Origin of the sequence: Streptomyces sp. NPDC005761, from assembly GCF_040630635.1 — a bacterium.
Classification (GTDB): Bacteria; Actinomycetota; Actinomycetes; order Streptomycetales; family Streptomycetaceae; genus Streptomyces.
This window is the reverse complement of the sequence record NZ_JBEXXX010000004.1, coordinates 207,646-223,992: the sequence shown is the minus strand read 5'-3', so window position 1 is coordinate 223,992 and position 16,347 is coordinate 207,646. Positions and strand designations below refer to the sequence as shown.

Sequence of the window (16,347 nt, the reverse complement as noted above, 5' to 3'; positions counted from 1 at the left end):
CCCATCGTGCCCCCGATGCCGAAAATCCGCGGCCCGCGCCGGTTCTGCCCGGTCCGGTCCACTACCGTCCTGCCTATGGATCTCGCATTCGCCCGCACGTTCGCCGCCGACTGGCAGGCCGCCTGGAACTCCCACGACCTGGAACGCATCCTGGCGCACTATCACGAGGACGTGACGTTCAGCTCTCCCATGATCGCGCGGTTCACCGGCGACGCCTCGGGCACGGTCCGCGGCAAGGCCGGGCTGCGCGCGTACTGGGCGCGCGGTCTCGAGCTCATTCCCGACCTCGAGTTCGAGGTGATGGACGTACGGGTGAGCGTCGACACGCTGGTGATCGACTACCGCAATCAGATCGGGGGCCGGGTGTACGAGGTGCTGACCTTCCGCGACGGCCTGGTCAGCGCCGGCCTCGGCGCGTACGGGGAGACACTCGCCCGCTGACGGTCGGCGCCCGGCGGCTCGGTGGCCGGCCGGGGCGCCAGAGAGCGGGTGCCTCGCATCACTTCTCCGTGCCGCAGTCCACCGCATCGGCGTCGTCGGAGAGCGGACTGCCCTCCGGCAGCAGATAGGTCACCCAGAGGACCACGGGCTCGGTGCCCAGGTTGCGTCCGACATGACGGTGCTTCGCCCCGGACGGCTCGATGAAGGACGTGCCCGCCGGGGTCGCCTCGACCGTGCAGTCGTCCAGGGTGCGGGTCAGCGTCCCGGACTTGACGACGACGATGAGCTGGCCGCGGTGGGTGTGCCAGCCGGTGGAACCGCCCGGCTCAACGGTGATCGTCCGGAAGGTGACGTCGGTACGCCCCTTCGGCGCCTTCACCTTCAGCTTGCCCACCGAGGTGCCCACAGCGACCACGGTGCCGCTCACCCCGCTGCCGGGGGTGGCGACGGCCGCCGCCGGTACGAAGCCGAGCGCGGCCACGCAGCCCGCTATGACGAGGCCCTTGCCCAGCCGCCCCGGCTGCCACCGCCGCCCCTGCCGTGCCTGTCGCTCCAGTTGTTCTGCCGTTCTCACGGACAACCCCCTTCAGTTCGGTGTCCCGGACATCCCAAATGCCCCGACACTACCCAGAAGTTGACCGCACGAATCACGCCACTGCGTCCGTCACGCGCCGCGCAGCTCCACCGCCAGCGGCCCCTCGCCCGAGACCTCGATCCGTCCGGCCTCCACCGCTTCGGCGAACGTCAGCTCCCCCCGCCCCAGCGCGAGACACAGCTCGGCATCGAGGACGATGCGCGCATCGGCGCGCGTGGCGGGCCCGTCCCCGTAGACCGGTTCACCCGGCGCCGGCCTCCCCGTACGCACATGGAACTCGCCCTCGTCCAGGTGCACATCGACCACCCCGCCCGCGGCCGCACCGGCGGATCCGTCCAGCGCGCGCAGCAGCGGAAGGGCGAACCAGTGCGCCCGGACCGCGTCCGTGGGCCGCCGCTCCACGAGTGCCGGCGCCCCCCACTCGGCGAGCGCGGCGAGGACGGGCAGCAGCCCATGCCCGCGCTCGGTCAGTTCGTACACCGAGGCGGCGGCGGGCGGCGGCAGCCTGCGACGGGTGACGAGCCCACCCTGTTCCATGTCCCTGAGCCGGGAGGCGAGAACATCCGTGCTGACTCCGGGAAGGTCGGCGTGCAGATCGGTGTAGCGGCGGGGACCGGCCAGCAGTTCACGGACGATCAGCAGGGTCCACCGGTCACCGACCGCGTCGAGCGCCCGGGCACCGGCACAGAACTGGTCGTAACTCCGTCGGCGGACCGGGCGGGTTGCGGGCTGTTGCTGACGTGGCATGCGACGCAGTCTAGACATGTTGTTGGACTTTCCAAGCCCAAGCTTGGTAAAACCAAGTATCGCAATCGGGTCGGGGAGGCACCGCATGGAATTCCGCCAGTCCAGCAAGCTCAACGAGGTCTGCTACGAGATCCGGGGCCCGGTCATCGAGCACGCCAACGCCCTGGAGGAGGCGGGCCACAGCGTGCTGCGGCTCAACACGGGCAATCCGGCGCTGTTCGGCTTCGAAGCGCCGGAGGAGATCGTCCAGGACATGATCCGGATGCTCCCGCAGGCCCACGGCTACACGGATTCACGCGGCATCCTGTCCGCCCGCCGGGCCGTGGCGCAGCGCTACCAGGCGATGGGGCTCAGCGAGATCGGCGTCGACGACGTCTTTCTCGGCAACGGCGTGTCCGAGCTGATCTCCATGGCGGTGCAGGGGCTTCTGGAGGACGGCGACGAGGTGCTCATCCCTTCCCCCGACTATCCGCTGTGGACCGCGGTGACGACGCTGGCCGGCGGGAAGGCCGTGCACTACGTGTGTGACGAGGCCTCGGACTGGAACCCCGACCTCGCCGACATGGCCTCGAAGATCACCGACCGTACGAGGGCCGTCGTGATCATCAATCCGAACAACCCGACCGGTGCCGTCTACCCCCGCGAAGTACTGGAAGGCATCCTCGACCTGGCCCGCCGGCACGGACTGATGGTGTTCGCGGACGAGATCTACGACCAGATCCTGTACGACGACGCCGTGCACCACAGCGTGGCGGCCCTCGCCCCCGACCTGGTGTGCCTCACCTTCAGCGGTCTCTCGAAGACGTACCGCGTCGCCGGGTTCCGCTCGGGCTGGATGGTGGTGTCGGGTCCCAAGCAGCACGCCCGCAGCTACCTCGAGGGGCTGACCATGCTCGCCTCCATGCGTCTGTGTCCCAACGCCCCGGCGCAGTACGCGATCCAGGCCGCACTCGGCGGCCGCCAGTCGATCCGGGAACTGGTGGTCCCCGGAGGCAGGCTGCACGAGCAGCGCAACCGCGCCTGGGAGAAGCTGAACGAGATCCCCGGGGTGTCTTGCGTGAAGCCGAAGGGCGCGCTGTACGCCTTCCCGCGCATCGACCCGAAGGTGCATCCGATCGTCGACGACGAGAAGTTCGTCCTGGACCTGCTGCTGCGCGAGAAGATCCAGGTCGTGCAGGGCACGGGCTTCAACTGGCCGCGGCCCGACCACTTCCGCATCCTGACCCTCCCGTACGCTGACGATCTGGACGCGGCGATCAGCCGCATCGGCCGCTTCCTGAGCGGCTACCGGCAGTGACCTTGTCGGCGACGAACGGATACCGATCGTGAGCTGTCCTGCCTGCCAGGTCCCCGTGCACACCCAGTTCGCCTCGTTCGAGCTCGTCGGGCCGATCGTCGAGGGCGGGCTCGACCCCGCGTCCGATCCCGCCTGGGCGGACTCCGGCGCGAACTCGCCGGCGGAGTACGCGCGCTGGGCAGGCCATCTGTGCGGGATGACCTGCCTGCGCATGGCGCTCGGCGCCGACGCCCCCTCACTCTTCGCGCTGCGGGACGGCGCGCTGGGGTACGGGGCCTACACGCAGGACGGCGACGGCGCGATCCGGGGCCTGGTGTACGCGCCCTTCGCCGCATACGCACGGGAGACACACGGCCTGGACGCCACGGTCCACCGGCACCTCGCACCGACCGAGATCCTGGACCTGCTGGACGAGGGCCGGTTCGTCATGGCGTCCGTGCACTACGCGATCCGCCACCCGCAGAAGCCCGCACCGGGACGCGGCGGCCACCTGGTGCTCGTGACGTCCCGCACGTCCGACGGCACGGGTGTGCACTTCCACAACCCGTCCGGCACGACGGCCGCGACCCGGGCGGCGGAGCTGCCGCTGGCCGGCTTCGAGCCCTTCTTCGCCGGGCGCGGGGTGTCGTTGCGCCCGGCGGGATGACACGCGGGCCTCGGAAACGGGAGCGGGCCCGGGGGCGTAGCCGGCCCCCGAGCCCTGTGATTGCCACCTGTACGACACGCCGGCACGTTTAAGGGTCCGTGTCAGTCTTATGTCGCCGCGTCCTGCCTTTAGACGACCGCGGACCGAAGCTCCGCGGGCCGGAGTCGAACCGGCATCTCGACGCACACGGGCACGGGCCCGGTTGATCCGGCGATAGGCGGCGCATGCTGAGTCTGGAGCAAGAGTCTGAGATTGATCGCGGTCGCCTCTGCCATTTGGGCCACCCCGGCCCGTATCCGTACGGGAAGTGCGGAAGTGCCGGGGGGAGGACTCGAACCTCCACTTGAACCGCGTCGTCACGACAAACTTCAGTTTCAGCTTTGCGCTCCTCGCGCACCCCGGCGGCTTCGACGGCCGCCGGGGATTCCATGGTCGGTCACCCGAAGAGGTAACCGAAGACCGCATCACCCACTCGCTGGTCCGTGACGTCCACGCCGTTGGCCTCCTCGCGGGCGAACTTGACGGCCTGCTGGAGCTTCTCCACCCGGTCGAGCAGTTCGTTGATCCGCCGCGCGGGCAGCGCCCCGGAGAACTTCACCGTCGTCCAGTAACCGATCGGGATGTCCTCGTAGTAGACCTCCACCTGAGCCGGGTGCTTCTCGGTGGCCTCCGCCTTCACGTGGTTGCGGGGCACCTTCTTCGTCCGCAGGGTCCGCACGGGCTCGGTCTTCCATGAGTCCGTGGACGGGTCCTGGCTCCAGGCCTCGGAGGCGTCGAGCACCGGCAGCTTGCGGACGAAGGTGTTGATGTCCGTGAGCTGCTTCTCCAGGAAGAGCAGATACGACACCGGCACACCGCTCACCAGGACTCGTCCGTCGACCGAGACGTCGGCGCGGGCCGCGCAGTTCGCCCAGTCCTTCGTGGCGGTCACGTCGAAGAGACGGGTCAGGGTCGACGCGGTCTCCCGCAGCACGTCCTCGGCCTTGATCTGCACCAGGGTCGACTCGGGCGGCAACTGCTCGCCCTCCTCGTCCTTGGGCTGATAGGTCCGGGAGATCCCGGCCAGCAGCCCGGTCTTCTGGAGGCCGTGATGCGCCGCCGTCAGGTCCTGGTGAGCCTTGGACTTGACGCCCTTCTCCACTGCGATGATCTGATTGAGTTTCGCCACGTCCAGGAAGCTAGCAAGAGCAACACCCCCCGCACCAGCCGTTTTTGCCGCACCTGAGGTATCCGCCCGGTCGGGTACGCCGGTGGGCGACGCCCGCCCGTTCGGGTGGTTTCCGCGCGACGGCCCTGTGCCGCCGCGGCGCGGCGTCCGCGGCTTGCCACAGTGAGCCCCGCGCATTCGCGCCCCTCCCCCGCATCCGGCACGAAGGTCACCCATGTCCCGTCTCCCCCGCTCCACCGGTTCGCGGAGCCCGGCCGTCCCGGGCTCCCCCGAGGTACGTCACCGCCCGCGGCACCGCGCCGCGCTCGCCGCGGCCACGGTCTGCCTCGGAGTCCTGGGTGTCGGCACACCTGTCGCATACGCCACGCTGGGCGCCGGCTCCCCAGCCGACGTCCGGCCGGCGGCAGGCGCGCGAGGCAAGGACTACGTCGAGACGCGACTGTTGTTCGGCACCGAACGCCCCGACGGCGGGCCGGACGTGACCGATCGGCAGTTCCTGGACTTCATCGACGCCGAAGTCACCCCGCGCTTCCCCGACGGGCTGACCATCCAGGACGGCCGGGGGCAGTGGCGGGACTCCAACGGGGTCATCGAGCGGGAGCGCAGTTACGAACTGACCCTGCTCTACCCGGCGTCCGAGGCCCGGGTGCGCGGTCCGCAGATCGAGCGGATCCGCAACGCCTACGAGAAGGCCTACGCCCAGGACTCCGTGGCACGGCTGGAGGAGCGCACGACGGCCGACTTCTGAACCCGGAGACGCGGCCGGCCGACTTCCGATCCCGGCCGGTGTTCACAAGAGCCGCCGCGCGGCGAGCTCGCCCCGGGCGTCGACCCGATGCTGTCGCCCGTCCTGGTTGGCGGGGCCGCCCGGAAGCGGGCCCCGTTGCGGAGCGATCCGCTCCCGCCCGGTTTCGCCGCCGCCGTCGGGGACGCCGTGCTGCCCGCCCGACCCGGCGCCTGAGCCGTCGGGTACTGTTCCGCGGCCGGGTGCGGGGGCACCGGACGTCGACCAGCAGGGAGCAAGCCGGATGGGTACGCCCGTACGTCACTTCACCGCCACGACCGAGCAGGGGGAGGTCTTCACGGTCAACATCGAGCGGGACTTCAGGTACGACCCGTACCGTGACTTCCTCGTCTGCACGCACTGCGACTGGTCGCCGTCGCTCCTGACGACCAGGCGGCTCATCGACATGGCCGGGGAGCACCTGGCGTCCGTCCACGGCGCCGCCCGAGGGCTCGCGCAGCAGGACGACGAGTCGTTCCGCAAGGCACGGCTGATCATGCTGCCCGTCGTCGCCGTGCTGCTGATCGGTCTGCTGATCTTCCTGAACAGCTGACTGCCCGGCGCCCCACCGGCGGCCGGGGTCGTCAGCCGCCGCTGAGTTCCAGGAGTGCGCCCACCGGGTCGACGTCCGGCGCGGCCCTGGGCCACCATTCGTCCTCTCCGGGGTCGGACTCGTAGCCGTACCACCGGCCGTCGTGACCGAAGCGGAGCTGGAGCGTGCCTCCGGGGTGGTTGAGGTGGTTGCGCCAGGGCTGGAAGCGCGGGAAGCCGGCCGCCGCGAGGGCCGGGCGGGCGCGGTCGAACGGACCGGCCGGGGGGTCCCACGGTGTCTCCAGGACGGCGAGCCCTTCGGCCCCGCCCTGACGCCAGGCTGCGACGGCCCTGGCCAGGTCGGTGGTGTTGCGGCCGGTGGCGGAGGCCAGTTCGCGGTAGAGGGCACGGGTGGTGGCGGTGAGTCCGGCCGTGGGGCGGGCAGCCGCCAGCCGCACCGCGTCCTGCCAGGCGGTGAGCCCGGCCAGCGGGTCGGCGCCGGTGGTGAGCAGCGCGTGGGCGCGGGCGGCCGCGTCGGTGGCCAGCTGATCGAGGGCGAGCGGGTCCCGGGCGCCGGGGAACTCGGGGTACGAGGGCGGCCGGCCCGGATGCGGTTCCACCGGGAACGGGGCGGGCAGCGGTGGCAGGAAGCGGTCGGCGAGCGCCTCCTGCGCCGACACGGAGGGGGCGGCGGGCGCTGCGGGACGCTCCCGCGCGGAGTGTGCGGCGTTACGACGGCCGAGGTCCTCCACGAGTTCGCGTTCGCCCCGGCCGCGCAGCAGCAGGAGGACGAACGGGTCGGCGTCCAGAAGTCGGGCCATCTGGTAGCAGAGGGCCGCCACGTGCTTGCAGGGCCAGCCGCGGTCGGGGCAGGAACAGCCGGGGTCGAGGTCGTCCGCTGCGGGGAGCAGGGTGACTCCGGCGGCGGCTGCCGTGTCGACGAGGGAGTGCGGCATCTCCTTGGCGAGCAGCGCGGCGAGATGACCGGGGCGGGCGGCGACCTCGTCGAGGAAGGTGTCCCAGTCGGGGTCGGTGAGCGTGCGCAGCCGGAGCTCCGCGCGGTACGGGCGGGGGCGGCTGCCGTGCACGTAGGCGACGACGCGCCCCGGGGTGACGGTGATCGCCGCGACGTTGCCGCTGTCCGCGTAAGCGCGTCCGCGGGCCAGTCGCGGTCCGTCCATCGAGAGGTCTTCCAGCGCCGCCACCCAGGCCCTGCCCCACCAGCTGTCCGCGAACGGCTGGTCTTCGCCGGAGGCACGCGCCGGCACGGCCTCGAAGGTCCGTCGCAGGTCGTCGGGGCCCGGGCGGGGCCGCGCGCCGGAGGAGGAGTGGGGCCGGGGGCTCATGAGGGCCTCCGCAGGGAGACGAGATCGGCCAGGTCACGGTCGCTGAGCTCGGTGAGCGCGGTCTCCCCGGTGCCGAGCACGGCGTCGGCCAGGGCGCGCTTGGCCAGCAGCATCTCGCCGATCCTGTCCTCGACGGTGCCTTCGGCGATCAGCCGGTGCACCTGGACCGGCTGGGTCTGCCCGATGCGGTAGGCGCGGTCCGTCGCCTGCTCCTCGACGGCGGGGTTCCACCAGCGGTCGTAGTGGATGACATGGGCGGCCCGGGTGAGGTTCAGTCCGGTGCCGGCGGCCTTGAGGGAGAGCAGGAAGACGGGCACCTCGCCGGACTGGAAGCGGTCCACCATCCGTTCCCGCTCGGCCACCGGCGTACCTCCGTGCAGGAGCTGGGTGGGAATGGCCCGCGAGGCGAGATGCGCGGAGAGCAGCCGGGCCATCGTCACGTACTGGGTGAAGATGAGTACCGAGCCGTCCTCGGCGAGGATCGTGTCGAGGAGCTCGTCGAGGAGGGCGAGCTTCCCCGACCGGCCGGTGAGCCGGGTCGGTTCCTCCTTCAGGTACTGCGCGGGGTGGTTGCAGATCTGCTTGAGCGAGGCCAGCAGCTTCATGATCAGGCCGCGCCGGGCGATGCCTTCCGATGCCTCGATGTACGCCATGGTCTCGCGGACCGTGGCCTCGTAGAGCGTGGCCTGTTCGCGGGTGAGGAAGACGGGGTGGTCGGTCTCCGTCTTGGGCGGCAGTTCGGGGGCGATGCCGGGGTCCGATTTCTTGCGGCGCAGCAGGAAGGGCCGGACCAGCCGGGAGAGCCGCTCGACCGCTTCGTCGTTGGCGAGGCCGGCGGCGGTTCCGGTGTTCTCCACGATGCGGGCGTGGCGGGCCCGGAACGCCTTGAGGGGGCCGAGCAGTCCGGGGGTGGTCCAGTCGAGCAGCGCCCAGAGCTCGGAGAGGTTGTTCTCGACGGGCGTGCCGGTCAGGGCGACCCGGGCCGGGGAGGCGATGGTGCGCAGCGCCTTCGCGGTGGAGGAGTGCGGGTTCTTCACGTGCTGTGCCTCGTCGGCGACGACCAGTCCCCAGCTCTGGGCGGCCAGCTCGGCGGCGCTGGAACGCATCGTGCCGTACGTGGTGAGGACGAAGCCGTTGTCGGGCTCGGCCAGGGTGCGGCCGGTGCCGTGGAACCGCCGCACGGGGACGCCGGGTGCGAAGCGGTTGATCTCCCGGTGCCAGTTGCCCAGCAGCGAGGCGGGGCAGATCACGAGCGTGGGTGCGGGGTGGGCGCGGTGCAGATGGAGGGCGATGAGGGTGATCGTCTTGCCGAGGCCCATGTCGTCGGCGAGGCAGCCGCCGAGTCCCAGTGAGGTCATCCGGTCGAGCCAGGCCAGACCGCGCAGCTGGTAGTCGCGCAGGGTGGCGTCGAGGCCGGGCGGCGGTGCGACGACGCTGTCGTCCGCGACGACACGGGCGCGCAGCTCGGCCAGCGCCCCGACCGGTACGGCCTCGACCTGCTCGCCGTCCACTTCGGCACTGCCGGTCAGGGCTACGGCGAGAGCGTCCACCGGGTCGAGGAGGCCGAGCTCCCGCTTGCGGGCCTTGCGTACGAGAGCCGGATCGACGACGACCCACTGGTCGCGCAACCGCACCACGGGCCGGTGCGCCTCGGCGAGCACGTCCATCTCGGCCTCGGTCAGCTTCTGGTCACCCAGCGAGAGCTGCCAGTTGAACGCGAAGAGCTGTTCGGCGTCAAAGAATGAGGTGCCGTCGGTGGCCGAGCCGGGCGCGGGCCGCACGACCGCCTGCGCGGTGAGGGAACGGGCGAGCTCCCTGGGCCAGTGCACGTTCACCCCGGCAGCCGCCAGCCGTGCCCCGCCGGCACCCAGCAGCTCGTACAACTCGTCCTCGGTGAGGGCCAGGACGTCGGGGACGGGCTGGTCAAGCAGTCGTTCCAGCGGGGCCCAGACGCGGGCGGCCCGGCGCAGGGCGAGCACGGCGTCGATCCGGGCCCGCGGGCCGAAGGGCTCGCCCGCCGTGCCGTTCCACAGGGCGGCCGCGTCGACGACGTAGGTGGGGTCGGCGAGGCTGTGCACCTGGGTGACAGCCGCTCCGGCATGCCGCGCGGTGGCCGGTGCACCGCCGTCGGGGGCCCCTGCCGTGTCCGCCTCGTCCTTCGTGTCGAAGAGCTCGTACGCGGAGAGGTCCAGGCGCAGCGAGACCCGCACGCCCGCGTCCAGTCCGGCGGCGACCTCCACCGCCCACTCGCGGGCGCCGGGCAGGTACCGGCCCTCACGGGCCGCGAAAGGCGCACCCATGGCGAACGCGGCCGCCGGGGTCCGGGGCAGGGTGTCGGCCACCGCGTCCAGGAAGGAGCTGATGAGCGGCTCGGGATCGGGGACCTGGAGCGGTGTGCGGTCGGGGAGGGGGATCGCGTATCCCTCGGCGGGCATGGCCGCTGCGACCGCGCGCAGATGGGCGACGTCCTCGGCGTCGCGCGGTCCGGCCCGCCAGGCGTCGTGGTCGTCGGCGGTCAGGCCGGGCAGCATCCGGCCGCGGGACACGAGATGGAGCGCGTGCAGGGTGGCGGCGCCCCAGCAGCGGGTGGCGGGGTGTGCGGACCGCAGGTGACGGGCCCGCGCCAGCAGGGGCACGGCCTCGGCCAGGGGAAGCAGCAGGGCGGGCACGGTGCTCGGGCGGACGTCCCCGTGCTCGCCGTGGTGCCGGGCGATCGTGATCTCGAAGGTGCGCACGCCCGATCCGTCCGCCTCGGCGGGTGCCGTCGTATCCGCCCGGGGCCCCCACAGGTCTTCCGGGTCGGGCAGCGGGCGTCCCTCCGGGTCCCAGAACGCGAGGTGCCCCTCGCGCGGGAGCGATGCCGGCAGGAAGACCGCGGCACAGCGCAGCAGGCGGCCGACGGCCGCGTCCCGCGGTGGCGTCGTGATACCCACCGGCTCCTCCCCTGCTTGTCCGGGTCCCGCTCGTGAACCCCGTGTCCTCGGTCCTGAGTGCCTGGTCGGACCGGCCGGCACAGGAGAACCCTTCGACTCGCGAGTCTAGGCGGGGGGTCTGACAGCGGGCCGGCCGCCGCCGTGCCCGCAGCTCGTACGGGGTCCGGCAGCGGCCGGAGCGTGGCGGGGCCGGGGCCCCGGCGAGTCAGTGCCGGGCGAGCGGCTTCGAGCCGGTGGGGCGGGGCCTGTCGGCCGCCGGGGGCGGCGTGGCAGGACGCAGGCGTCCGGGGCCCGAGGCCTGCGGGGCGGAGGGAGCGGGCGCGGACTGCTCGGCCGCCGGGGGCGCGTTCTCCTCCGGCGCCCGGCCCACCGCCTGCGGCGGTGCCGGCTGCTGCTGGGCCCGTTCCAGGAAGCGGAGGAGCTCCACCGGGAACGGCAGCACCAGGGTGGAGTTCTTCTCCGCCGCCACCGCGACCACGGTCTGCAGCAGCCGCAGCTGCAATGCTGCCGGCTGGGCGGACATCTCCGACGCCGCCTCGGCCAGCTTCTTGGACGCCTGGAGCTCGGCGTCCGCGTTGATGACCCGGGCGCGCCGCTCACGGTCGGCCTCCGCCTGGCGGGCCATGGAGCGTTTCATCGTCTCCGGCAGCGAGACGTCCTTGATCTCCACCCGGTCGATCTGCACACCCCATCCGACCGCGGGACTGTCGATCATCAGCTCCAGGCCCTGGTTGAGCTTCTCGCGGTTGGAGAGCAGATCGTCCAGGTCGCTCTTGCCGATGATCGACCGCAGCGACGTCTGTGCCATCTGCGAGACGGCGAACCGGTAGTCCTCCACCTCGACGACCGCGCTCGCCGCATCGACCACCTTGAAGTAGATGACCGCGTCCACCCGCACCGTGACGTTGTCCCGTGTGATCCCGTCCTGTGCCGGCACGGGCATGGTCACGATCTGCATGTTGACCTTGCGCAGGCGCTCGACGCCGGGCAGCACCATCGTGAATCCGGGTCCGCGCACATCGTCACGGAGCCGTCCGAGCCTGAGCACGACGCCCCGCTCGTACTGCTTGACGACGCGGGCGGCCGCGGCCGTGTAGACGGCACCGGCCGATACCGCCGCGACCGCTGCGATCAAGAGCTCCTGGACCATGACGGCCCCCTGCCATCCGGAGAACCGGAACATCTTTCCCATACCGAATCAAACGCTATTACCACGTTATGCCCGGTTTGGGCAGCGGGCGAACCTCCGCTCGCCCGCCCGTCCCCCGCCCGGTCGCCTCCCGGATGCCGGGCCCGCCGACAGCGGGCAGGGTGACCAGCGTCAGCACGTCGCTCCGTGGCGTACGGGGTGTCGTGACGGAGTGCGTACCGATGAGCCGGACGAGACAGACGAGGACCCGCCCATGCCCGTGACCGACCAACGACGCCGCCGCCGTCTCGGCATCGCCGCCCAGGCCGCGCTCCTGACCCTCACCGTCGCAGGCTGTTCGGGCCTCGGCCGGACCGCTGTCGGCCCGGTCGTCTACACGACCGAGCGGGACGCCGTGATCATGGTGAACAGCCCCTCCGTGAAGGGCTGCCATCGGCTCGCCCCCGCGGGAGCCAAGGAAGTGCTCAACGAGACCCTGATCGACATCATCCTGTACCGCACGCGGAACTGCACCGGCCCGGGCACGACGTACCTCGCGACCACGCTCTCCGACGTCAACGCGCCCAACGCGCTGCCGTGGCGCAGCTTCACCACCGTGCACTGACCAGCCGGGCCGACGGTGCGGACATGCACCGGGTCGCGACGCCGACAGGTCGCGCACCCGGTGCATGTCCGCACCGTCGCCCTTCACGCTCTACGGCGGACCAGTGCGGCCAGGGCCGCCGTTGCGTCCCGGCGGTCCCTCGCGATCAGGACCATCACCACGACGAGCACCGCGGGCATCACCGCGTTCGGCGGGTCGAGCAGGGTCAGCTGGACGACCGACGCCCCTGCCAGCAGCCCGCAGAAGGCGATGGCCGCCACCCCTGCCAGGACCGGGATCAGCAGCGCGATCGCCCCGGCCGTCTCCAGGCCGCCGATGGCGTACATGGCACCGTGACTCCAGCCCATCCGCTCGAACGACCCGACGGCGGACTCGTGCGCGATCAGCTTGGCGATTCCGCTGAAGCCCAGGAACAGGGCCAGGACATACCGCGCCACGGTCAGCGCGACAGCGCCCCGGCCACGGTGGCGGGTGGCGGACATGGATGCGGCAGTCGTGGGGGCGGGCGTCGTGGTCTCGGACATGAAGGTCTCCTCGGGAAAGCGGTGCGCGGTGTCGCTCACACAAGGTCAGACGCGGTTCCCGCCCAGAACTCATCGCTCCGCCGCCCGCGAATTCACCCTGCCGCCCCGCTACTTGGGAACGGCCCGCACCCAGATCCCGTCCTCGGTGAGACAGCGGTCCACGCGCAGCCCGGCGGCGTCCAGATGGCCCTCGAACTGCTCCTTCGACAGCGGCCGCGAGAGGAAGGTCTGCGTCCAGCGCGCGTCCGCGAACTCGTACTCCACGCGCACCGACCGGACCCCGTCCCCCACCGGGTCGGAGGAGAGGATCCGTGTCGTGTAACCGGCCGGGTGGACGCCCTCGCGCGGCAGATCGGCGTGGTAGTCCGAGCCCTCGCGCTGAATGAGCACCGACCCCCCGTCACGCACGTATCTCCGGCAGGTCCGCAGCAGGCCGTCCCGCACCCGGTGGTGGCCCGAGTGCACCAGGAACGACGCCAGCATGACCACGTCGAAGGTCTCGTCGCCGAGGTCCAGGGACTCGATGGGGCTGCACACCGTGCGCGCGCCGCGCACCTGCTCCAGCATGTGCCGCGACTCGTCCACCGCCGTGACGTCGAAGCCCCGCTCGACCAGCGGATGCGTCACCCGCCCCGCCCCACTGCCCAGTTCCAGGATGCTCGATCCGGCAGGGACGGCCGCGGCGATCACGTCCGGCTCATTGGCCACGGCAAGGCGGGTGTAGAGCTCGACCGCGCAGCCGTCCGGAGTGATGGCTCCGGGACCCGTCCCTGAATACCCTTCACGTACCAGTTCCTCACTCATACCTGCCCGAACGAACAGTCGGCTCCTGCCGTTCCTGTGCCTCACGCCGGCGAACCGGAGGCCGTCGAGCTGAGCCGGCTGCGCGCGGCGTCCGCCGAGGCGGATCACATCCACGGCAATGTCGACATGTACGTACGCGAGGGGCTGAAGCCCGACGCGGCGACCGTGGAGTCCCCGCGTGCCGGGCTGCTGAGCGGAGCGCCCGGTCAGCAGCCCGGGTAGCGGCCCTCGGGCCACGCGACCGTGTGCTCGAACTCCAGCGACAGGTCGTCCGCCACCTCGGCGATCACGGCCCGTCCCTCGGTCCGCACCAGCCACGACGGCGGAAGGTACGCGTCGCCGTGGCGGGCGCCGAGCACGTTGCCGCACACCGCGCCGGTGGAGTCGCTGTCGCCCGAGTGGTTCACCGAGAGCAGCAGCGCCTCGCCGACCTGGCCGGCCTCCGGGAGGACCAGGGCGCAGTACACGGCGATGGCCAGGGCCTCCTCGGCCACCCAGCCCGCGCCGAGCGACTCGACCTTCTCGGCGCTCGGCGCGCCCTGCGCGGCCAGCTCGACGGCGCCGCGCAGGGCGGCGGTCGTCTCCTCGTGCCCGGGGTGGCGGGCCAGCAGGTCCATGGCCCGCAGGACGGATCCCGGCAGGGAGTCGCCCTCCAGCAGATGCGCGACGATCGCCGCGAGCGCGCCGGCGGCACAGGCGCCCGTGGGGTGCCCGTGGGTGATCGTCGCGCACCGGGCGGCGAGTGCGAAGCTCCCGGCCACGTCCTGGCCGGTCAGGCCGAAGGGCGCGGAACGCATGACCGTGCCGCAGCCCTTGGAACCCGTGTTCACGGGGCCCGGCTCACCGACCGGGGCCGTCGGGTCGGGGGTGTACCCCGCCGCCAGGCCCGTCAGGCAGGCGTTTCCGGGAGCGCGGCGTGCGTACAGCCAGGGTTGCTGCCTGAGCCACCCGGTCCGGATGGGATCGTCCCCGCCCCGGGCCGGTGGCGCGGGATGACTCTGGGTGTCCAGCCAGCGCAGGTAGGCATGCTTGATGACCGCCGTCTCGGCGCCGCCGATGCCCTTGGACATGGCCCGGGAGTGTGCCCTGATCAGCCCCTCCGCCGTGAAGAGGGTCATCTGGGTGTCGTCGGTGACGCGTCCGACGACCCCGCCCTCGTCGGCGGTGAGCCCCTGCACGCCCTGCGCCCCGTGTGCCCGGCGGATGCCGGCGAGGGAGAGGAACTCCACGGGGTTCCCCAGTGCGTCTCCGATCGCCCCGCCCAGCAGACATCCGCGGACCCGGGCCCTGCGGACGGTGGCGTCCCCCGATGCTGTGCCGTTCACGGCCCCGCCCCCACTCTCTTCCGTCGGATCACCGCACGAGCGCCGCCTCGGGTCCATGCTGGGTAGGAGAGGCGATCGCCATGCGTACCGGTAATGAACCGACGACTGCCCGCAGTCCTCTGCGGATGCGGCTCTGGCTGAGTCTATGGGGCCTGGCCTGGGCCGTCTTCGGCCTGACGGCATTCTCCCTGACCGGCCGGCCCGGGTGGGCGGCCGCCTGCGGGGTGCTGCTCGTCCTGGTCGTGGCCGACCTGGCCGTGGTCGTCCACCACCTGCGGCAGGGCCCGCACTACCAGCCGGGCCGCACGGTCCCGCCGTACGAACCTGATCACGGTGGACGAGGCCGGTACGGGCACTGAGCGTCTCAGCCCTCCGCGTCGAAGCGGGCCGCCCTCAGGTACTCGGGGTTCGGGTCGAGAGCCGCCGCCAGGCGGAAGTGGCGCGTGGCCCGCTCCGGATGGCCGGAGCGCTCGAAGGTGCGGGCGAGGGCGAAGTGCGCGAAGGCGTTGTCCGGCTCCCGCTCCAGGACCAGTTCGAACTCGAGCTCTGCGGGGCGTAGTTGGGCCGCCGCGAAGAAGGCGCGGGCACGCAGCAGCCGGGCCGCGGTGTTCTCCGGGTGGGAGGCGATCACCGAGTCGAGCAGCTGGACCGCGCCACGGGGGTCACGCGCGGCGAGGAGCTGCTCGGCCGCACGGAAGTCGATGACGTGGGTTTCGGGGTTCCTCTCGGGCACAGTCGCATCCTTCCCTCGTCCACCGTCAGGTGAACGTCGGCCCGGCTTCCGGTGTTCCGGCCGGCCCGGGGTCAGCCGGCCGCGGCCCGCCGGGTCAGCTCGGCCCAGACCGCGTCGACCTGCGGTGCCAGGGCCTCGATCGGTCCGTCGTTGTCGATGACCAGGTCGGCCACCGCACACCGCTGTTCCCGGGTGGCCTGCGCGGCCATTCTGGCGCGCGCCTCCTGCTCCGTCATCCCGCGCAGCCGCACGAGGCGGTCGAGCTGGGTCTCCGGCGCCGCGTCGACCACGACGACGAGGTCGTAGAGCGGGGCGAGGCCGTTCTCGGTGAGCAGCGGCACGTCGTGGACGACCACGGAATCGGGGCCCGCGGCACGTTCCAGCTCGGCCGAACGGGCACCGACCAGCGGGTGGACGATCGCGTTGAGGGCGGCGAGGCGCTCGCCGTCGGAGAAGACGAGCGAGCCGAGCTTCGGCCGGTCCAGTGTCCCCTCGGGGGTGAGGATGCCGGTGCCGAACTCCTCGACGACGGCGGCGAGCCCGGGGGTCCCGGGCTCGACGACCTCGCGGGCGATCCGGTCGGCGTCGATCAGGACGGCTCCGTATCCCGCGAGCATCCGGGACACTTCGCTCTTGCCGGCGCCGATACCACCGGTCAGGCCCACTTTCAGCATGGGCGGCAGCCTAGTGCCCCGCCTGCGGCGCCTCCCGGAGCGGGT

19 protein-coding genes and 1 tRNA gene are annotated in these 16,347 nt (G+C 72.0%); 8 read left to right on the top strand and 12 right to left on the bottom strand.

Translation table 11 applies throughout. From position 1 onward, the window contains the following. Nucleotides 1-75: 75 nt before the first annotated feature. Nucleotides 76-441, top strand: coding sequence for a nuclear transport factor 2 family protein (locus ABZ434_RS06320; protein ID WP_359132497.1), 366 nt, complete (start codon nucleotides 76-78; stop codon nucleotides 439-441). Nucleotides 442-499: 58 nt separating this feature from the next. Here the strand turns inward: ABZ434_RS06320 and ABZ434_RS06315 are convergent, their stop codons facing one another. Further along, complete coding sequence (locus tag ABZ434_RS06315; RefSeq protein WP_359132496.1) at nucleotides 500-1,015, bottom strand: cupin domain-containing protein; 516 nt, start codon at nucleotides 1,013-1,015, stop codon at nucleotides 500-502. A gap of 90 nt (nucleotides 1,016-1,105) precedes the next feature. Then, entirely contained in the window at nucleotides 1,106-1,783 is a 678-nt protein-coding gene (locus tag ABZ434_RS06310) for a helix-turn-helix domain-containing protein (protein ID WP_359132494.1), read from the bottom strand. 85 nt (nucleotides 1,784-1,868) lie between these two features. On the opposite strand from ABZ434_RS06310, the gene ABZ434_RS06305 reads away from it, so the two are divergent. Beyond that, nucleotides 1,869-3,080, top strand: a complete 1,212-nt coding sequence (locus ABZ434_RS06305; protein WP_359132493.1) for a pyridoxal phosphate-dependent aminotransferase — start codon at nucleotides 1,869-1,871, stop codon at nucleotides 3,078-3,080. A 28-nt stretch (nucleotides 3,081-3,108) separates the two neighbouring features. Then, nucleotides 3,109-3,726, top strand: a complete 618-nt coding sequence (locus ABZ434_RS06300; RefSeq protein ID WP_359132491.1) for a peptidase — start codon at nucleotides 3,109-3,111, stop codon at nucleotides 3,724-3,726. Nucleotides 3,727-4,042: 316 nt separating this feature from the next. On the opposite strand, the gene ABZ434_RS06295 is transcribed toward ABZ434_RS06300, so the two are convergent. Further along, nucleotides 4,043-4,129 (bottom strand) — tRNA-OTHER (locus ABZ434_RS06295). A gap of 33 nt (nucleotides 4,130-4,162) precedes the next feature. After that, complete coding sequence (locus ABZ434_RS06290; RefSeq protein WP_359132490.1) at nucleotides 4,163-4,894, bottom strand: hypothetical protein; 732 nt, start codon at nucleotides 4,892-4,894, stop codon at nucleotides 4,163-4,165. A 214-nt stretch (nucleotides 4,895-5,108) separates the two neighbouring features. On the opposite strand from ABZ434_RS06290, the gene ABZ434_RS06285 reads away from it, so the two are divergent. Then, on the top strand, nucleotides 5,109-5,642 hold the full coding sequence (locus ABZ434_RS06285; protein ID WP_359132489.1) for a DUF3574 domain-containing protein: 534 nt from the start codon (nucleotides 5,109-5,111) through the stop codon (nucleotides 5,640-5,642). A gap of 280 nt (nucleotides 5,643-5,922) precedes the next feature. Beyond that, complete coding sequence (locus ABZ434_RS06280; RefSeq protein WP_359132488.1) at nucleotides 5,923-6,231, top strand: hypothetical protein; 309 nt, start codon at nucleotides 5,923-5,925, stop codon at nucleotides 6,229-6,231. Nucleotides 6,232-6,262: 31 nt separating this feature from the next. On the opposite strand, the gene ABZ434_RS06275 is transcribed toward ABZ434_RS06280, so the two are convergent. From ABZ434_RS06275 to ABZ434_RS06265, 3 genes are all read right to left on the bottom strand, one after another. Beyond that, the gene (locus ABZ434_RS06275) at nucleotides 6,263-7,555 is read right to left on the bottom strand and encodes an SWIM zinc finger family protein (RefSeq protein ID WP_359132487.1); all 1,293 of its coding nucleotides are present in this window, start codon (nucleotides 7,553-7,555) and stop codon (nucleotides 6,263-6,265) included. After that, entirely contained in the window at nucleotides 7,552-10,482 is a 2,931-nt protein-coding gene (locus ABZ434_RS06270) for a DEAD/DEAH box helicase (RefSeq protein ID WP_359132594.1), read from the bottom strand. Before ABZ434_RS06270 ends, ABZ434_RS06275 begins: the two co-directional genes overlap by 4 nt. 211 nt (nucleotides 10,483-10,693) lie before the next feature. Then, nucleotides 10,694-11,638: a slipin family protein gene (locus ABZ434_RS06265; RefSeq protein ID WP_359132592.1), complete on the bottom strand. Its 945-nt coding sequence runs from the start codon at nucleotides 11,636-11,638 to the stop codon at nucleotides 10,694-10,696. A 253-nt stretch (nucleotides 11,639-11,891) separates the two neighbouring features. Between ABZ434_RS06265 and ABZ434_RS06260 the strand changes: the two genes are divergently transcribed. Further along, nucleotides 11,892-12,242 carry a hypothetical protein gene (locus ABZ434_RS06260; protein WP_359132485.1) on the top strand — a complete coding sequence of 117 codons (351 nt, stop codon included), beginning with the start codon at nucleotides 11,892-11,894 and terminating at the stop codon, nucleotides 12,240-12,242. Between the two features lie 83 nt (nucleotides 12,243-12,325). Here the strand turns inward: ABZ434_RS06260 and ABZ434_RS06255 are convergent, their stop codons facing one another. Continuing rightward, nucleotides 12,326-12,766, bottom strand: coding sequence for a DoxX family protein (locus ABZ434_RS06255; protein WP_359132484.1), 441 nt, complete (start codon nucleotides 12,764-12,766; stop codon nucleotides 12,326-12,328). A 108-nt stretch (nucleotides 12,767-12,874) separates the two neighbouring features. Continuing rightward, nucleotides 12,875-13,570: a class I SAM-dependent methyltransferase gene (locus ABZ434_RS06250; RefSeq protein ID WP_359132482.1), complete on the bottom strand. Its 696-nt coding sequence runs from the start codon at nucleotides 13,568-13,570 to the stop codon at nucleotides 12,875-12,877. Nucleotides 13,571-13,606: 36 nt separating this feature from the next. On the opposite strand from ABZ434_RS06250, the gene ABZ434_RS06245 reads away from it, so the two are divergent. Further along, nucleotides 13,607-13,792 carry a hypothetical protein gene (locus ABZ434_RS06245; RefSeq protein ID WP_359132481.1) on the top strand — a complete coding sequence of 62 codons (186 nt, stop codon included), beginning with the start codon at nucleotides 13,607-13,609 and terminating at the stop codon, nucleotides 13,790-13,792. Here ABZ434_RS06245 and ABZ434_RS06240 read toward each other — a convergent pair. Next, nucleotides 13,777-14,895: an ADP-ribosylglycohydrolase family protein gene (locus ABZ434_RS06240; protein WP_359132480.1), complete on the bottom strand. Its 1,119-nt coding sequence runs from the start codon at nucleotides 14,893-14,895 to the stop codon at nucleotides 13,777-13,779. The genes ABZ434_RS06245 and ABZ434_RS06240 overlap by 16 nt on opposite strands. 80 nt (nucleotides 14,896-14,975) lie before the next feature. Between ABZ434_RS06240 and ABZ434_RS06235 the strand changes: the two genes are divergently transcribed. Next, nucleotides 14,976-15,254, top strand: coding sequence for a DUF6343 family protein (locus ABZ434_RS06235; protein ID WP_359132479.1), 279 nt, complete (start codon nucleotides 14,976-14,978; stop codon nucleotides 15,252-15,254). A 5-nt stretch (nucleotides 15,255-15,259) separates the two neighbouring features. Here the strand turns inward: ABZ434_RS06235 and ABZ434_RS06230 are convergent, their stop codons facing one another. Together ABZ434_RS06230 and coaE are read right to left on the bottom strand one after the other, a co-directional pair. Further along, on the bottom strand, nucleotides 15,260-15,628 hold the full coding sequence (locus ABZ434_RS06230) for a tetratricopeptide repeat protein (protein ID WP_359132478.1): 369 nt from the start codon (nucleotides 15,626-15,628) through the stop codon (nucleotides 15,260-15,262). A gap of 71 nt (nucleotides 15,629-15,699) precedes the next feature. Beyond that, a complete protein-coding gene (coaE, locus tag ABZ434_RS06225) occupies nucleotides 15,700-16,302 on the bottom strand; it encodes a dephospho-CoA kinase (RefSeq protein ID WP_359132476.1) in 603 nt (200 codons plus the stop codon). Nucleotides 16,303-16,347 lie beyond the last annotated feature (45 nt).